Source organism: Comamonas odontotermitis (assembly GCF_014207855.1).
GTDB lineage: Bacteria > Pseudomonadota > Gammaproteobacteria > Burkholderiales > Burkholderiaceae_C > Comamonas > Comamonas odontotermitis_A.
This window is the reverse complement of the sequence record NZ_JACHKZ010000049.1, coordinates 1-14,069: the sequence shown is the minus strand read 5'-3', so window position 1 is coordinate 14,069 and position 14,069 is coordinate 1. Positions and strand designations below refer to the sequence as shown.

The 14,069-nt window shown below is 60.2% G+C and carries 18 protein-coding genes; 10 read left to right on the top strand and 8 right to left on the bottom strand.

The genetic code is table 11. The features are described 5' to 3' along the window. The first annotated feature begins 1,307 nt into the window (after positions 1–1,307). From HNP33_RS20375 to HNP33_RS20340, 8 genes are all read left to right on the top strand, one after another. Positions 1,308–2,291, top strand: a complete 984-nt coding sequence (locus tag HNP33_RS20375) for a TRAP transporter substrate-binding protein (RefSeq protein ID WP_184711674.1) — start codon at positions 1,308–1,310, stop codon at positions 2,289–2,291. Between the two features lie 148 nt (positions 2,292–2,439). Beyond that, entirely contained in the window at positions 2,440–2,946 is a 507-nt protein-coding gene (locus HNP33_RS20370) for a TRAP transporter small permease (protein ID WP_184711675.1), read from the top strand. After that, a complete protein-coding gene (locus HNP33_RS20365) occupies positions 2,939–4,234 on the top strand; it encodes a TRAP transporter large permease (RefSeq protein ID WP_184711676.1) in 1,296 nt (431 codons plus the stop codon). The genes HNP33_RS20370 and HNP33_RS20365 overlap by 8 nt, the downstream gene beginning before the upstream one ends. Positions 4,235–4,339: 105 nt before the next feature. Further along, a complete protein-coding gene (locus HNP33_RS20360; RefSeq protein WP_184711677.1) occupies positions 4,340–4,651 on the top strand; it encodes a hypothetical protein in 312 nt (103 codons plus the stop codon). 26 nt (positions 4,652–4,677) lie between these two features. Further along, a complete protein-coding gene (locus tag HNP33_RS20355; RefSeq protein ID WP_184711678.1) occupies positions 4,678–5,079 on the top strand; it encodes a GFA family protein in 402 nt (133 codons plus the stop codon). 96 nt (positions 5,080–5,175) lie between these two features. Then, entirely contained in the window at positions 5,176–5,607 is a 432-nt protein-coding gene (locus HNP33_RS20350; protein ID WP_184711679.1) for a hypothetical protein, read from the top strand. 29 nt (positions 5,608–5,636) lie between these two features. After that, positions 5,637–6,155 carry a DUF523 domain-containing protein gene (locus HNP33_RS20345; RefSeq protein WP_184711691.1) on the top strand — a complete coding sequence of 173 codons (519 nt, stop codon included), beginning with the start codon at positions 5,637–5,639 and terminating at the stop codon, positions 6,153–6,155. Between the two features lie 5 nt (positions 6,156–6,160). Then, entirely contained in the window at positions 6,161–6,835 is a 675-nt protein-coding gene (locus HNP33_RS20340; protein WP_184711680.1) for a DUF1294 domain-containing protein, read from the top strand. A 64-nt stretch (positions 6,836–6,899) separates the two neighbouring features. Here HNP33_RS20340 and mnmH read toward each other — a convergent pair whose 3' ends face one another. The 5 genes from mnmH to HNP33_RS20315 all read right to left on the bottom strand — a co-directional run bounded on the left by mnmH (position 6,900) and on the right by HNP33_RS20315 (position 10,601). Beyond that, positions 6,900–7,952: a tRNA 2-selenouridine(34) synthase MnmH gene (mnmH, locus tag HNP33_RS20335; RefSeq protein ID WP_184711681.1), complete on the bottom strand. Its 1,053-nt coding sequence runs from the start codon at positions 7,950–7,952 to the stop codon at positions 6,900–6,902. Between the two features lie 187 nt (positions 7,953–8,139). Further along, the gene (locus tag HNP33_RS20330; RefSeq protein ID WP_184711682.1) at positions 8,140–8,670 is read right to left on the bottom strand and encodes a GNAT family N-acetyltransferase; all 531 of its coding nucleotides are present in this window, start codon (positions 8,668–8,670) and stop codon (positions 8,140–8,142) included. After that, a complete protein-coding gene (locus HNP33_RS20325) occupies positions 8,670–9,251 on the bottom strand; it encodes a helix-turn-helix domain-containing protein (protein WP_184711683.1) in 582 nt (193 codons plus the stop codon). Before HNP33_RS20325 ends, HNP33_RS20330 begins: the two co-directional genes overlap by 1 nt. 100 nt (positions 9,252–9,351) lie before the next feature. Beyond that, the gene (locus HNP33_RS20320) at positions 9,352–9,852 is read right to left on the bottom strand and encodes a GNAT family N-acetyltransferase (RefSeq protein ID WP_184711684.1); all 501 of its coding nucleotides are present in this window, start codon (positions 9,850–9,852) and stop codon (positions 9,352–9,354) included. A 5-nt stretch (positions 9,853–9,857) separates the two neighbouring features. Next, complete coding sequence (locus tag HNP33_RS20315) at positions 9,858–10,601, bottom strand: aldolase (protein WP_184711685.1); 744 nt, start codon at positions 10,599–10,601, stop codon at positions 9,858–9,860. A 215-nt stretch (positions 10,602–10,816) separates the two neighbouring features. On the opposite strand from HNP33_RS20315, the gene HNP33_RS20310 reads away from it, so the two are divergent. After that, positions 10,817–11,353 carry a macro domain-containing protein gene (locus HNP33_RS20310; RefSeq protein ID WP_184711686.1) on the top strand — a complete coding sequence of 179 codons (537 nt, stop codon included), beginning with the start codon at positions 10,817–10,819 and terminating at the stop codon, positions 11,351–11,353. Between the two features lie 202 nt (positions 11,354–11,555). Here the strand turns inward: HNP33_RS20310 and HNP33_RS20305 are convergent, their stop codons facing one another. Further along, positions 11,556–12,194, bottom strand: coding sequence for a 3-oxoacid CoA-transferase subunit B (locus tag HNP33_RS20305; protein ID WP_184711687.1), 639 nt, complete (start codon positions 12,192–12,194; stop codon positions 11,556–11,558). 10 nt (positions 12,195–12,204) lie between these two features. After that, entirely contained in the window at positions 12,205–12,906 is a 702-nt protein-coding gene (locus HNP33_RS20300; RefSeq protein WP_184711688.1) for a CoA transferase subunit A, read from the bottom strand. Positions 12,907–12,998: 92 nt separating this feature from the next. On the opposite strand from HNP33_RS20300, the gene HNP33_RS20295 reads away from it, so the two are divergent. Next, complete coding sequence (locus HNP33_RS20295; RefSeq protein ID WP_184711689.1) at positions 12,999–13,589, top strand: PAS and helix-turn-helix domain-containing protein; 591 nt, start codon at positions 12,999–13,001, stop codon at positions 13,587–13,589. Here the strand turns inward: HNP33_RS20295 and HNP33_RS20290 are convergent. Continuing rightward, positions 13,512–14,069 (bottom strand): hypothetical protein (locus HNP33_RS20290; RefSeq protein WP_221452157.1); only part of this gene is annotated, 558 nt, incomplete at its 5' end. The genes HNP33_RS20295 and HNP33_RS20290 overlap by 78 nt on opposite strands.

Sequence of the window (14,069 nt, the reverse complement as noted above, 5' to 3'; positions counted from 1 at the left end):
ACCGAGCTGGGCACGCCCCAAACGGTGGCCGTGGCATAACTACGTCTGGGGTTTGGGGAGACTCAGTCTCAAACCGATTTATGCAACAAAGCCCTATTTGGATATTCATCAGAAAGACCCATGCAACCGCATAATCTATCTCCGTAAGCGGTTCCACCAGCGGCGCGGCACAACTGAGATATCCGTGCGCAGCTATTAAATGATTCCCCAGCCCAATTGCAAACATCGTAATGCCAGCTGTCTTCATCGGAATCATTGCGATTATTTGATAGCGCAAATACCCTGGGTTGCGAACATATCGCCAAGCCACCATCTTCTATGCAGTCTTCTTTTTTGCAATAGGCATAGGGATCACCCGATACCCCAGTCGCTCCAGGGCCACCCTCCCATTTGCATTGTCCTCCTGCTGCAAATGCATGCTGGCTACATATCCAAAATAAAAACGCCAACATGAAGCGTATTGAGCATTTTATTGAGACCTTCATATCATTTCCCTCAATTCAATATAATTTTCAAAGACCAATTTCAATTGAATAATTATCAAGCTATTTTATTTATTTCATCTGAGCACAAATCAAAAATTAGACTATCGTCAATTTTTAGAACAAAAAAAGAAAGCACAGGCTTTATGAGCGCAATTATCAATTATTTTAACAACCAGTTTATTCCGCATTATTCAGCCAAACAGAGGCAGGTCTTGACCTGCCATTCATGATGATTTGAGCGGCGGTGGACAGCTGACTTGGTGGAATATATTCACCACATTCAATAAATTTTCGCAATGACCAATTATTTTCAATAGTCTTCTGGCAAGACATTGGTGATAACCCGAGGTCATCTGGGGCCGATACTGCTCCACATCAAAACTCTGTCACTCATGCAACGCAGCGCTCCCAGTCATCCTGAAGCAACGGCCAGGTTGTAGTACCTCGCTGGCCTTTCGCAGAATTGCTCGTTGCTACTTTGCTCTGAACTGAAAAATGTATCTATCGACACAGTACAGGTACTAGAGCTGGCCCAAGAGAACGCTTCCCTGTACCAGACACCTCGGGATAAGAGAACCGTGGGCGCAATCAAGAATCGTTGAACAATTTCCTATAACACACTCAACAAAATAAAGAACAAGACCTACAAACTTTCGATATTGTTGAAATCCCTGATGGAAGTTAATTGGAAGGAATGTTACTTTTAGCAAGCTATTTGCAGGTACATTGCAAGCGGCGCGCGGCGGAGGGCTGCAGCGCTGTGTGTTCACCGTTTTCATCCTGGCCAGCGACCGCTGAGCCGCTTTCTTTTGAGGAGCCACTATGAAGCGTCGTTTTTTCTGCGCTACCGCAACCCTGGTAGCCAGCTTCGGTTTTGCCACGGCAGCCGCCGCCCAGACCAAGTGGGACTTTGCCACTGCCTACGGGCCCGGCAACTTCCATTCCAAGAACAACGAGCTGTTTGTGAAGGATGTGGATGCAGCCACCGGCGGCAAGCTCAAGATCACGCCCCACTTCGGAGCCTCGCTCTTCAAGATGCCCGAGATCAAGCGTGCCGTGCAAACCGGCAATGCGCAGATGGGTGAGTTCTTTCTGGTGAGTTTCCAGAATGAATCGCAGATTTTTGGCGTGGACGGTCTGCCTTTCCTGGTGAACAGCTATGACGACGCCTTCAAGCTGTACCAGGCCCAGAAGCCCGCGCTGCAAAAGCTGCTCGATAAGCAGGGCCAAGTGCTGCTGTACGCGGTGGCGTGGCCACCGCAAGGCATCTACACGAAGAAGCCGGTCAATTCGGTGGCCGATCTGAAGGGTATGAAGTGGCGCGTGTATTCGCCTACCACGGCTCGCATTGGCGAGCTGATCGGCGCGCAGCCGGTGACGGTGCAAGAGGCCGAGCTGGCGCAGGCGCTGGCCACGGGGGTGGTCGATGGCCTGATCACGTCGAGCGCGACTGGCGCCGACAACAAGCTGTTTGAGAATCTGAAGTATTACTACAACGTGCAGGCCTGGATTCCAAAGAATGCCGTGACGGTGAGCAAGAAGGCTTTTGCCGCACTGGGCAAGGCCGAGCAGGATGCATTGCTGAAGGCCGCAGCCGCCGCAGAGGAGCGTGGCTGGAAGGAGTCCAAGGAGGTGGATGCCAGATCGATCGCAGCACTCAAGCAGGGCGGCATGAGCATTGAGACGGGCTCTGCCCAGCTCAAGACCGATCTGGCCAAGGTAGGGGAAACCGTGGTGAAGGAGTGGACCGAGAAGGCTGGCGCCGATGGCAAGGCGATTTTGGACACGTACAAGGCTGGCAAGTAAGGATCAGCGCCGGATCACGAGGGCATATGCGCCCATCTGCCCCGAAAAACCGTTCAAGGTCATCTCGCGCTGCGGCAGTGGCTTTGCACAGGTTTTCATTCAGGTAGATGGGCGTCTTTGTCAGTGATCACCGCCTTGGAGCACAAACATGCGTAAATTTCTAGATGGCTTGTACTCTGCCGCCGCGTGGCTGGCAGGGCTGTCCATGATCGGCATTCTGGTGATGGTGCTGCTCACCGTTCTCAGCCGCGTCATCGGCTTCAACGCACCCGGCACCGACGCCTACGCGGGCTACGCGATGGCAGGTGCGGGTTTTCTGGCGCTGGCCAGTACTTTCAAGAAGGGCGAGCATATCCGCGTCACCTTGCTGCTGGGCGCACTCAAGGGCAAGGCACTCAAGGCAATGGAAGTTGCCGCGCTGCTGATTGCCACCATCCTGGCTGGTTTTCTGGCCTTTTATTCTGCGCGGCTGACCTGGCAGTCATGGGACATCGATGATATTTCGGTGGGCATTGATGCCACGCCGATGTGGATTCCGCAGATTTTCATGGCCTTGGGCACCCTGATCTTCTTTATCGCCCTGTTCGATGAGCTGGTGCTGGAGCTGTTGGGCAAACGCGAGGCTGTCGTGAACGAGGACGCACACCATGAGTGAAATTACCGCAAGCATTGCACTCATCGTGGTGCTGCTGCTGCTGCTGGGCGGCGGTGTATGGGTGGGCCTGACGCTGGCTGGCGTGGCCTGGTTCGGCATGGAGTTTTTCACCGCCCGCGCCGCGGGCGATGCGATGGCCATCACCATATGGGGTTCGGCCAGCAGCTGGACGTTAACGGCCCTGCCCCTGTTTGTGTGGATGGGCGAGATTCTCTACCGCACCAATCTGTCGGAGAGCATGTTCCGGGGCCTGGCGCCCTGGGTCAACGCCCTGCCCGGCCGCCTGCTGCACACCAATGTGATCGGCTGCACGATTTTTGCTGCGGTTTCGGGCTCGTCTGCTGCGACATGCGCCACCGTGGGCAAGATGAATGTGCCCGAGCTGATGAAGCGCGGCTATCCGCAGGACCAGGTGATTGGCTCGCTGGGCGGGCCCGCCACGCTGGGTCTGTTGATTCCGCCCTCCATCATTTTGATCGTGTATGGCGTGTCGGCAGAGTTGTCGATCTCGAAGCTTTTCATGGCCGGGGTGCTGCCAGGCATCATGCTGGCGGTGATGTTCAGCGGCTGGATCATGGTGTGGGCGCTGATGAATCCCTCCAAGGTGCCCAAGGCCGATGCGACGATGAGCTTCAAGGAGAAGATCTACGAATCGCGCCATCTGATTCCGGTGGTGCTGCTGATCGCCTCGGTGATTGCCAGCATCTACACCGGCATTGCCACTGCGACGGAAGCAGCCGCCATTGGCGTGGTGGGCTCGCTCATTCTGTCGGCCGCGCAAGGCGCGCTCACCTGGAAGAATTTCAAGGATTCGCTGTTTGGCGCCACGCGCCTGTACTGCATGATTGCCTTGATTCTGGCTGGCGCCGCGTTCATGACGCTGTCGATGGGCTATATGGGCCTGCCACGCCAGCTGGCCGAATACGTGGGCAGCCTGAACCTGTCGCCCGCCATGCTGATTGTGGTGCTGGGCATTTTCTACATCGTGATCGGCTGCTTTCTGGATGGTATCTCCACCATCGTGCTGACCATGAGTGTGGTTCTGCCCATCATCCAGGCTGCAGGAATCGATCCGCTGTGGTTCGGCATTTTCCTGGTGATCACCGTGGAGACCGCCCAGATCACACCGCCCGTGGGCTTCAATCTGTTTGTGCTGCAGGGCATGACGGGCAAGCAGATCACCTATATCGCCCGGGTCTGCGCGCCGTATTTCTTCCTGATGGTGATTGCACTGGTGATTCTGTGGTTCTTCCCGCAGATCGTGACGGTGCTGCCCAACCATATGTAAGCCCCTTACGCTTACGAAAACCGGCTCCTGCAGCCGGTTTTTTTGCGTCGCGGGCTTGCAACAGCGCTCGATACAAACTTGCCTGCGCATTCACAATGGCCCGTGATGCGCAATTTTCCCGCCAAAATCCTGTTGCTCTCTACTTTGCCGCTCTGGGCCATCATGGCTGTCTTGATGGCAGCAGAAGCGGCAGGACACCGCTGGAATGTCCATGGTGATTTCATCCCCATGGCATTCGGCGCCTTGATCACCGGCACGCTGGCGGTGATTGCCGAAGGCATTGCCGTTCCTCTGGCCTGGCGTTGGCTGCGCCTCCATCCTGCGCGCCGCACCCCATGGCGCTATGGATTGTTGGTTTTTGGAAGTGTCAATTTCCTGATCATCGTCGGCGCCGTTGTCTACGCTGTGCTTTTTTGACAACCGGCCAACCACCGGAGATACCCATGCAGATTCACGGCTCCTGCCATTGCGGCGCTATCAGCTTTACCGCCGATATCGACCCCGAGCGCGTCACGGTCTGCCATTGCAGCGATTGCCAGGCGCTGTCGGGCGCGCCGATGCGAGCCATTGTCAGGGCGCCCATCGATCAGTTTCAACTGCAGGGCAACCCGAAGGCCTATGTCAAGACCGCGCAAAGCGGCCAACGGCGCGCTCAGGTGTTCTGCCCCGAATGCGGCACGCCCCTCTATGGCAGCGAGGCCGTGAACCCGCAGCATGTCGTGATTCGCCTGGGCTGCGTGGCCGAGCGCGCGCAACTGCCCCCGCGCAAACAGATCTGGACGCGCTCTGCGATGCCGTGGATTCATGACCTGGAAAGCGTGCCCGCCTTTGCCGAAGGCAGCTGATTTCATAAGAAAATAGCCTTCAGCGCATGCCCACTGCGCGCGATTCGCTTAATTTTTTATAGCATCTGCCAATGGCGTACTTTGCCGCCTGTCCCCATGACCCGCCTTTTTGAGTTTGCCGATTCAGAGATCAGCCATATCGAGCCCCTGCCTGACGGGCTGGTGGTTCGTTTTGCAGCAGCCATGCTGCGCGTATCTGGCGCCGATGGGGCTGCCTTCTCAGGCACCAGCGTTGCGCAAGGCTACACGGACCGCCTGAGCCTGGTATTGACCGATGTTCTGGTAACCGGCGACACGGCAGCCTGCATAGGTCGGCTGGCTGAAGGCCAACTGGTGCTTGCGCAAAAACGCCTGCGCGCCCTGCCCGTACCCAGCCTGTATGCAGCAGATGGCGCCACCGCAGTGAATGGAGCTGGCTTGCGGCTGGAGCTGCAAGGCGCCCAGGGTGCCTGGCTGCGGATCGATGCGACAGGCTTGCGCTGCGAAGAAGCGGCAGGTGCGCAGTTTCATGAGGTTTTCCAATGCTGAACCTGTCAACCGCCGGTGCGGGCTTGGGCTTGCCCAAGGTGCTGGTGAGCGCCTGCCTGCTGGGCCAGCCCGTTCGTTATGACGGAGGCCACCAACTGGCGCATCACCCGGTACTGGCTCGCTGGCTGGCGCAGGGCCAGGCGGTTGCCATCTGCCCAGAGGTGGCTGGCGGCCTGCCAACACCGCGCCCACCTGCAGAAATCACGACAGGCGGCAGCGGTGCCAGCGTGCTGGCTGGCCGCGCACAGGTGCACGACAGCGCAGGTAACGATGTGACGGATGCCTTTGCCCGCGGCGCCCGGCTTGCGCTGCAGCTGGCGCAGAAGCACGGCATACGGGTCGCAGTGCTGAAGGATTTCAGCCCTTCCTGCGGATCCAGCCATATTTACGACGGCCATTTTGCAGGCCGCAAGGTGGCTGGCGACGGCGTGACCAGCGCCTTGCTGCGCGATGCGGGCATCGTGGTATTTGGTGAACACCAATGGGATGCAGCCGCTCAGGCCCTGCAAGCTCTGCAAGCCGTGGCCTGCGCCGCGGGCAAGGATTGATCGACATGCGTTTTGAAGGCACTTTGCAGTCGTGGAACGATGAACGCGGCTTTGGGTTCATTGCGGCCGATCAGGGTGGCGACCCTGTTTTTGTACACATCACGGCCTTTGGCCCGGGCGCCGCGCGGCCCCAGCCGCAGCAGCGATTGAGCTTTGAGGTAGAACCGGGCCCGGGGGGCAAGAAACGGGCGCGCAAGGTGCAGCCAGTCCGTCCGCGTGCGGGCACTGCTGGCCCTACCAGCTCTTCGGGCAAGACCTTCCGAGGCACCCAATCACGCAGCCCCGCCCCAGCCCGCCCGGCCAGGACCAGTGCCCGCTGGGGAACCGCCAGCCTGTTTGCCTTGCCGGCGTTTGCACTGCTCGGTATGGTGCTGGGTGCGCTGTGGCGCCCGCCATCGTGGCTGCTATGGTGGTATGCAGGCCTGAGTGCATTGACCTTCGTCATCTATGCCATGGACAAATCCGCAGCCCAAAGCGGCCAATGGCGCACCAAAGAGAGCACCCTGCATTTGCTCGCCCTGGGCGGCGGATGGCCTGGAGCACTGGTGGCGCAACAGGTACTGCGCCACAAATCGGCCAAGACGGAGTTTCGCGCGGTTTTCTGGCTGACCGTGCTGTTGAACGTGGCTGCCTTGGTGTACATATGCTCGCCCGCCGGGCGCCATCTGCTGCCTTATTAGGTCTACCGTCCTTTGCTGCCGATCATGGACCGGCCGACACCAGTACTTCTCGTTTTGATACGGTTCAATGGGTGTTGGCGGTAATGCCGAGCGCCAGACGCTCGATGCCTGCTTCGCTCAGATCATCGGTCGCGTAGCTCTGGCGCGCGGGCCACTGGGCAAAGTTGCGTGATTGCGAGCGTTCATAGTGCGGGTCATAGTGCTGCGCCATCAGCTCGGCAAACAGGGGCGACAGCGCGCCTTGCTGCGCCCAGGTCTGCCAGCGGGCCACTGCTTCCTTGCCTTGCAACTCCTTGAGGTAACCCAGTTTTTCTGCCAGCAGGGCCGCATCGTCGCCCAGGTAGGCATAGTCGCGCAGCAGGTAGGCCAGGCGCGCTTCTGGCGTTGCCTGGATTTCGACCACGGGCGCCGCGCGCAGGTGCGCCACCAGCGGCAGGGGCAGCGCGATGCGGCCGATCTTGGCACTTTCCCCTTCGATGAACACCGGGCGCCCCAGGTCGAGCGTGCCGATCTGCTCGGCCAGCAATGTCTCGAAGTGCTTTTGGCTGGGCTGGGCAACGCCCGGCAGGCTGCCCAAAAGAGAGCCCTTGTGGCTGGCGTAGCCTTCCAGATCGATGATCTGCGCGCCCTGCTCCGCCATGGCGTGCAATACGCGGGTTTTGGCGCTGCCGGTGGCACCGCACAGCACACGCAGCTGCAGCCGGGGCACCAGGGTGTCCAGCTGCTCGATCACATGCGAGCGAAAGCCTTTGTAGCCACCAGCGAGCTGCTGCGCATCCCACCCCACCAGGCGCAGCCAGGTGACCATGGAGCCGCTGCGCAGGCCGCCTCGCCAGCAGTACACCAGAGGCTTCCAGTTGGCAGGCTTGTCATGGAAGGTGTCGCGCAGATGCCGCGCCAGATTGGCGCTGACCATGGCCGCGCCCAGGCGCTTGGCTTCAAAGGGGCTGACCTGCTTGTAGATGGTGCCGATCTGCGCGCGCTCGTCGTTGCTGAGCACGGGGCAGTTGATGGCGCCGGGTATGCGGTCCTGCTCAAACTCTGCGGGCGAGCGGGCGTCGACGATGGTGTCGAACTGGTCAATGTCGCTGATGCGAACGGGCTGGCGATGAGACATGGCAGAAGGCTCGGGGCTCCCCAATGGGAGCCAATCAAAAACAGGGCGCCGCTGTCATGGCAACAGCAGCTTCGCAGTGTTTGATCGAGCCTCGATACATCCGTTTGCGCGCCCCTTTTTTGGAATGGGCGCACGCTGCGCGCGAAAGCTGGCATTATCCCACCGCGCGCCCGCCAGTGGCAGGTGTTCAGCCGTCGACTGGCTGCGCGGGGGTCTCCAGGGTCAACTGGTACAGAGCCAGATCCAGCCAGCGCCCGAACTTGAAGCCCACTTGCGGCATCAGGCCCACGCTCTTGAAACCGAGCCTTTCATGCAGCGCGATGGAGCCCGCGTTGGCGGCATCGATGGCGCCGACCAGTGCATGCACATCGTGCGCGCGGGCCTCGGCAATCACCGCCTGCAAAAGCCGCTTGCCCAGCCCCCGGCCGCGTTGGTCGTTGCGCACGTAGACCGAATGCTCCATGGTGTACTTGTAGGCTGGGTAGGCACGAAAGCTGCCATAGCTGGCAAAACCCAGCAGCGCACCGGCCTCGTCTTCCAGGCCGATCACCGGCCAGCCGCCCTTTTGCTTGGCGGCAAACCAGGCGACCATGCTCTCTGCCGTGCGCGGTTGGTAGTCATACAGCGCCGTGCTGTTGACGATGGCATCGTTGAAGATGGCCAGGATTGCAGGCGCATGGCGCTCATGGGTGCAGGGCACCAGTTTCGGTTCACTCATCACTTGCTCCGGAAAAATTCGGTGTTCACCAGGGCCAATGCATAGCGCGCTGGCGTTTTGCCAGTGTTGGAAAACACCAGCGTCTGGTTCAGCTCCATCGCAAGACAATCGCCCGCATGCAGCTCCCAATGCTGATCGCCCAGGGTCAGCTGCATGGTGCCTTCCAGCATCCACAACTGCTGGTGCAGCGGCTGGCTGCGCAGAGCATGGTCAAACGCCACGCTCTGGCCCGGCGGAAAGCGCACCTCCACCATCTCCAGCGGCGCGGGATAGCTGGCGGGCGAGAGCTGGCGGCGCACATAGCCGGTGGCCGGGTCCTGCCAGCGCGGCTGGTTGGCAGCGCGCGCCAGGGGCTGCGCCACATCGCCACTGCACTCTTCCTCGAACAGCGATGCCAGCGGCACCTCCAGCGCCTTCGCCAGCTTGCCAAGGACTGCGGCGGTAGCGCTGGTCTGGCCGCGCTCGATCAGCGAGATGGTCGAACGGCTTACGCCGCTGATCTGCGCCAGAGCATCGAGCGTGTGCCCGCGCGCCTTGCGCAGGCCATGCACGCGGATGGAGAGAAGCTCGTCGATGGACATGAATCCATCATAGAGGAAAAATTTCTATTTTATTAGAATCAGTGCATTCCAGAATTCAAAATGCACTCAACAACGGCGCTTGGTGCCTGAAGTAGACGGCCTATGCCGGCCTGTGCAGCAACGCCATGGTGTGCATATCAAAATACACCCCATCCACACAGAAGCCATCGCGCAGCAGCCCTTCGCGCACAAAGCCAAGGCGCTCGTACAGTGCAATCGCTCGCACATTGTCTGCACGCACGGCAAGCTCCACCCGTGTAAAGCCATAGGATTGCGCAGCTTGCAGCGCGGCCTGCATCAGCCGCTCTCCAATGCCCTGGCCGCGTACTGCAGGCAGCAGGCCCATGCCGAGCATGCCCACGTGCGCGCGCGCCTGTCCGTGCACGGGTTGCACGCCGCACCACCCGCACACCTGGCCGTCTGCCAGCGCCACGTAATAGGGCTGCCCCTTGTCGATATAGGTTTGCAGGTACTCGCGCATCTGGGCAGGTGCTGGCGCGCATTGCGATGCGAGGTAGTGCTTTTCGCGCGCCACCGTATCAAATACCTGCCAGACGGCGTCGAACTGCGCAGGCTGCAAGGCTTCAATGGATGTCTGCATTGCACTCACAGCCTTCTGCGCAGCGCTTCAAAAAACAGGGTCGATTGCAGGCGTTCGCCATTGGCCTGCTCGGCCACCCGTGCGGCCAGCGCCGGATCACACGGCGCCAGCGGCACGCCGGTGGATTGCGCCAGTACCTGGGCCTGGCAGGCGCGCTCCAGGTAGTACAGGTCGTCAAAGGCGTAATCCATGCGCTCGCCGCAAACGATGATGCCGTGGTTGCCCAGAAAGCTGATGTCCGCCCCCTGCATGGCATGGGCGATGCGCTCGCCCTCGCGGCCGTCCAGTGCAAAGCCGTTGTACCGGCCATCCACCGCCACGCGGCCATGAAAGCGCATCGCGTTCTGGCTCAGGGTGGTGTCCAGGGCGCGTTGCTGCGTCAGGGTAAGCGCAGTTGCATAGGGCATGTGCGTATGCAGCACGCAGGTCTTGCGGGCAATGCGGTGCACGGCCGTGTGGATGAACATGGCGGTGGGCTCCACGGCATGGCCACCTGCGACCACGCAGCCCTGGTCATCGACAATCACCACATCATCGGCCTGCACTTCGCTCCACATGAGCCCGCGCGGGTTGAGCAGAAAGTGCCTGCCATCGGGCAGTGCCATGCTGAAATGGTTGCATACGCCCTCGCCCAGACCAAAGTGCGCCGCCGCACGCAAGGCCAGCGCCATGTCTTCTCGCATCTGGACGACATCGGGATCGGTGAACAAGGGGTGCGCAGTGCTGCCTGGGGTATGGGGTGCGTTCATGGGGCGGCCACTCTGTAGAGGGAGATGGATGAAGTTCCACCAGTATGGAAGGCGCCTGCGCCGCAGGCAAGCGCCTGGGGCACGAACCGGCTGTTACTGTCTCCTTCATGCGCTCCGTATTTCTGCCAATTGTGTCCGCAATCCATCGCTATCCTCGGCTTCAGGATATGTCATCAAAACCGCCTCTGGCGCCCACCAGTCAAACGCTAAATGCTATGAAAAACATAGAAATCATCGACGGTAACCTGCTGGACCAGCCAGTGGATGTGATCGTCAACGCCTGGAATCGCAACATCATTCCCTGGTGGCTGCTGCTGCCGCGGGGCGTATCGGGCGCCATCAAGAAGCGGGCGGGCTACCGGCCTTTCTGGCAGCTGGGCATGCTGGGGGCCATTCCGCTGGGCGGCGCCGTCGCCACCGGTGCTGGCAGGCTGCCGTTCAAGGCGATCGTGCATGTGGCTGGCATTGATATGTGGTGGCGTGCGTCGCAGGCCTCCATCCAGGCCAGCGTGCATTCGGCCATGCAGATCGTCCATACGCGCGGCTATCGCTCCGTGGCCTTTCCCGCCCTGGGCGCAGGCACCGGCGGGCTGTGCGAGGAGCAGGCCCTGCACTGGATGCACGAGAGTCTGGAAACCATCGACAGCAAGGCGCATGTGGTGCTGGTGCGTTTTGGCGGCGCAGGCAGAGCAGATCGCGTGGGCGATGTGGGCCGAATAGGCCGAGCAGCGGTAAATTTCAGCGGAGCGTAGACCGCGTCGCGCACTTCACGCACCAGCCGCCCAAGGGGCCATGGTCGTGCTTTCACACCTGCTGCCCCGCACGCAGGCAGCTAATTTCCAGGCTGCGCGTGTGCATCGATTTCTGCGCGAGCTGCCCCAGCCTTGAAACGGCTCTTTGGCAAGCAAAAACGCAGCCCGGGGGCTGCGTTCCTGTCTCCAGCGCATGCAGCACTTATTTGATGAGCGTCACACCCGTCTTGGATTGCGCGTCGTCAAAGCTCACCTCGGGGGCCAGCTCGATCACTTTCAGGCCCTGCTCAGTCACATCGAACACGCCCAGGTCGGTAATGATGCGATCGACCACGCCCACGCCGGTCAGCGGCAAGGTGCAGCTCTTGAGGATCTTCAGGTCGGTGGTGCCGTCCTTCTTCTTGGCCACGTGTTCCATCAGCACGATCACGCGCTTGACGCCAGCGACCAGATCCATCGCACCGCCCATGCCCTTGACCATCTTGCCCGGAATCATCCAGTTGGCCAGATCGCCCTTCTCGGACACCTGCATGGCGCCCAGGATGGACAGGTTGATCTTGCCGCCGCGGATCATCGCAAACGACTGGTCCGAGCTGAAGATGGAGGAGCCGGCGATGGTCGTCACCGTCTGCTTGCCGGCGTTGATCAGGTCGGCGTCAATGGCGTCCTCGGTCGGGAAAGGGCCGATGCCCAGCATGCCGTTTTCCGACTGCAGCCACACTTCCTTGTCGCCGGTGTGGTTGGCCACCAGGGTAGGAATGCCGATGCCGAGATTGACGTAGAAGCCGTCTTCCAGCTCTTGCGCCGCACGTGCGGCCATTTGGTCTTGGGTCCAAGGCATGTCAGGCTCCTTATTTCTTCTCGGTGATGGTGCGCTTTTCGATGCGCTTCTCGGGCGTGGCATTCAGCACCAGGCGGTGCACATAGATGCCGGGCAAGTGAATTTCGTCGGGCTTCAAGGCGCCGGTCTCGACGATCTCTTCCACTTCCACAATGCAGACCTTGCCGCAGGTGGCGGCTGCCGGGTTGAAGTTGCGCGCCGTCAGGCGGAACTGCAGGTTGCCGCTCTTGTCAGCACGCCAAGCCTTGACCAGCGACACATCGGCAACGATGGAGCGCTCCATCACATAGGTCTCGCCGTCGAACTCGCGCAGCTCCTTGCCCTCTGCCACCTGCGTGCCCACACCGGTCTTGGTGAAGAAGGCGGGAATGCCAGCGCCGCCAGCACGCATCTTTTCAGCCAGGGTGCCTTGCGGGGTGAATTCCAGCTCCAGCTCGCCTGCCAGGTACTGGCGCTCGAACTCCTTGTTCTCGCCCACGTACGATGCGATCATCTTCTTGATCTGGCGGGTCTCCAGCAATTTGCCCAGGCCAAAACCGTCGACACCGGCGTTGTTCGACGCCACGGTCAGGTTCTTGGCACCGCTGTCGCGCAGCGCTTCGATCAGCGCCTCGGGAATGCCACACAGGCCAAAACCGCCCACGGCCAGCAACTGGTTGTCTGCGACCACGCCTTGGAGTGCAGCTGCCGCATTCGGATAAATTTTATTCACACGTGTCTCCTAATTAAGAAGGGCTTGTTCCGCGAATGAAGCATACTACGTATTAGCATACGTAGTATTTCGTAAAGGGGACAATTTTTGCCATGCGAGTGACACCGCTTGATTATCGACAGGCCTTCGAGATGGCGCCCGTGGGCCTGGTGGTTTCGCACCGCCGCATCATGATCGATTGCAACGAACAGGTCTGTTCCATGTTCCGCACCTCGCGCGAGCTGATGATCAACCAGTCCTTCCAGATCCTCTACCCCAGCGCCGACGAATTCGAGCGCCTGGGGCGGCGCATTGCCCCCATCATGGGCGCGCAGGGCCTGTATTCCGACAACCGCATCATGAAGCGCGCCAACGGCGAGATGTTCTGGTGCCATGTGATGGGCCGGGCTTTCAACCGCGATGATCCGCATGAGGGCGGCGTGTGGAGCTTTGAAGACCTGAGCGCGCTGCGCCCGGTGCGCGCCGAGCTGACGGCGCGTGAGCGCGAGGTGGCCGCCCGCCTGCTGGAAGGCATGACCAGCAAGGAGATCGGCCGCTGTCTCGATATCAGCCACCGCACCGTCGAGATCTACCGCACCCGCCTGATGCGCAAGTACGGCGCGGAATCATCGGCCGCACTGGTGCAGAAACTGCTCGCTGGCGGCAGCTCGCTCGACATCGTGCTGGGGCCGGACGAGGTCTAGCTGCAGCTTCGGTATCTCGAACCCCGGCAGCAGCTCCGCCAGCGAAGGCGGGGGAGCGCGCAGTATTTCCATGGCTGGATCGTCGTAGCGATAGCGCACAAAGAAGCCATCAATGGGATTGCTCGCAAAGAACGCCGCTTGGTAGCTCTTCTTGAAGACGTCCCAACAGTCGCCCCCAAAAAGTTCAGTCAAACGCTCTTCAATATGGTTCCACACTTCCGGCAGGCACTCTTCATAACTCACATTCAGCAGCGACCACGCTCTGACCCTGGGCTTATCTAGCTGCCTGCCGTCACTGGTCACCACATCCAGCATCTTGCGCGGCGACCTAACGTTCCAATAAGTAGTCACGCGGACATGGACGTGCCGAGGCCTGAGTGCGTCAAACGGCTTTGTTGCATAAATCGGTTTGAGACTGAGTCTCCCCAAACCCCAGACGTAGTTATGCCACGGCCACCGTTTGGGGCGTGCCCAGCTCGG

Bases quoted from the DNA above. Each gene is read 5' to 3' on its own strand.
- HNP33_RS20295 (WP_184711689.1), top strand. From the start codon at position 12,999: ATGCGAGTGACACCGCTTGATTATCGACAGGCCTTCGAGATGGCGCCC.
- HNP33_RS20350 (WP_184711679.1), top strand. From the start codon at position 5,176: ATGACCCGCCTTTTTGAGTTTGCCGATTCAGAGATCAGCCATATCGAG.
- HNP33_RS20320 (WP_184711684.1), bottom strand. From the start codon at position 9,852: ATGCAGACATCCATTGAAGCCTTGCAGCCTGCGCAGTTCGACGCCGTC.
- HNP33_RS20355 (WP_184711678.1), top strand. From the start codon at position 4,678: ATGCAGATTCACGGCTCCTGCCATTGCGGCGCTATCAGCTTTACCGCC.
- mnmH (WP_184711681.1), bottom strand. From the start codon at position 7,952: ATGTCTCATCGCCAGCCCGTTCGCATCAGCGACATTGACCAGTTCGAC.
- HNP33_RS20325 (WP_184711683.1), bottom strand. From the start codon at position 9,251: ATGTCCATCGACGAGCTTCTCTCCATCCGCGTGCATGGCCTGCGCAAG.
- HNP33_RS20365 (WP_184711676.1), top strand. From the start codon at position 2,939: ATGAGTGAAATTACCGCAAGCATTGCACTCATCGTGGTGCTGCTGCTG.
- HNP33_RS20360 (WP_184711677.1), top strand. From the start codon at position 4,340: ATGCGCAATTTTCCCGCCAAAATCCTGTTGCTCTCTACTTTGCCGCTC.
- HNP33_RS20330 (WP_184711682.1), bottom strand. From the start codon at position 8,670: ATGAGTGAACCGAAACTGGTGCCCTGCACCCATGAGCGCCATGCGCCT.
- HNP33_RS20305 (WP_184711687.1), bottom strand. From the start codon at position 12,194: ATGCCTTGGACCCAAGACCAAATGGCCGCACGTGCGGCGCAAGAGCTG.
- HNP33_RS20310 (WP_184711686.1), top strand. From the start codon at position 10,817: ATGAAAAACATAGAAATCATCGACGGTAACCTGCTGGACCAGCCAGTG.
- HNP33_RS20370 (WP_184711675.1), top strand. From the start codon at position 2,440: ATGCGTAAATTTCTAGATGGCTTGTACTCTGCCGCCGCGTGGCTGGCA.
- HNP33_RS20340 (WP_184711680.1), top strand. From the start codon at position 6,161: ATGCGTTTTGAAGGCACTTTGCAGTCGTGGAACGATGAACGCGGCTTT.
- HNP33_RS20375 (WP_184711674.1), top strand. From the start codon at position 1,308: ATGAAGCGTCGTTTTTTCTGCGCTACCGCAACCCTGGTAGCCAGCTTC.
- HNP33_RS20315 (WP_184711685.1), bottom strand. From the start codon at position 10,601: ATGAACGCACCCCATACCCCAGGCAGCACTGCGCACCCCTTGTTCACC.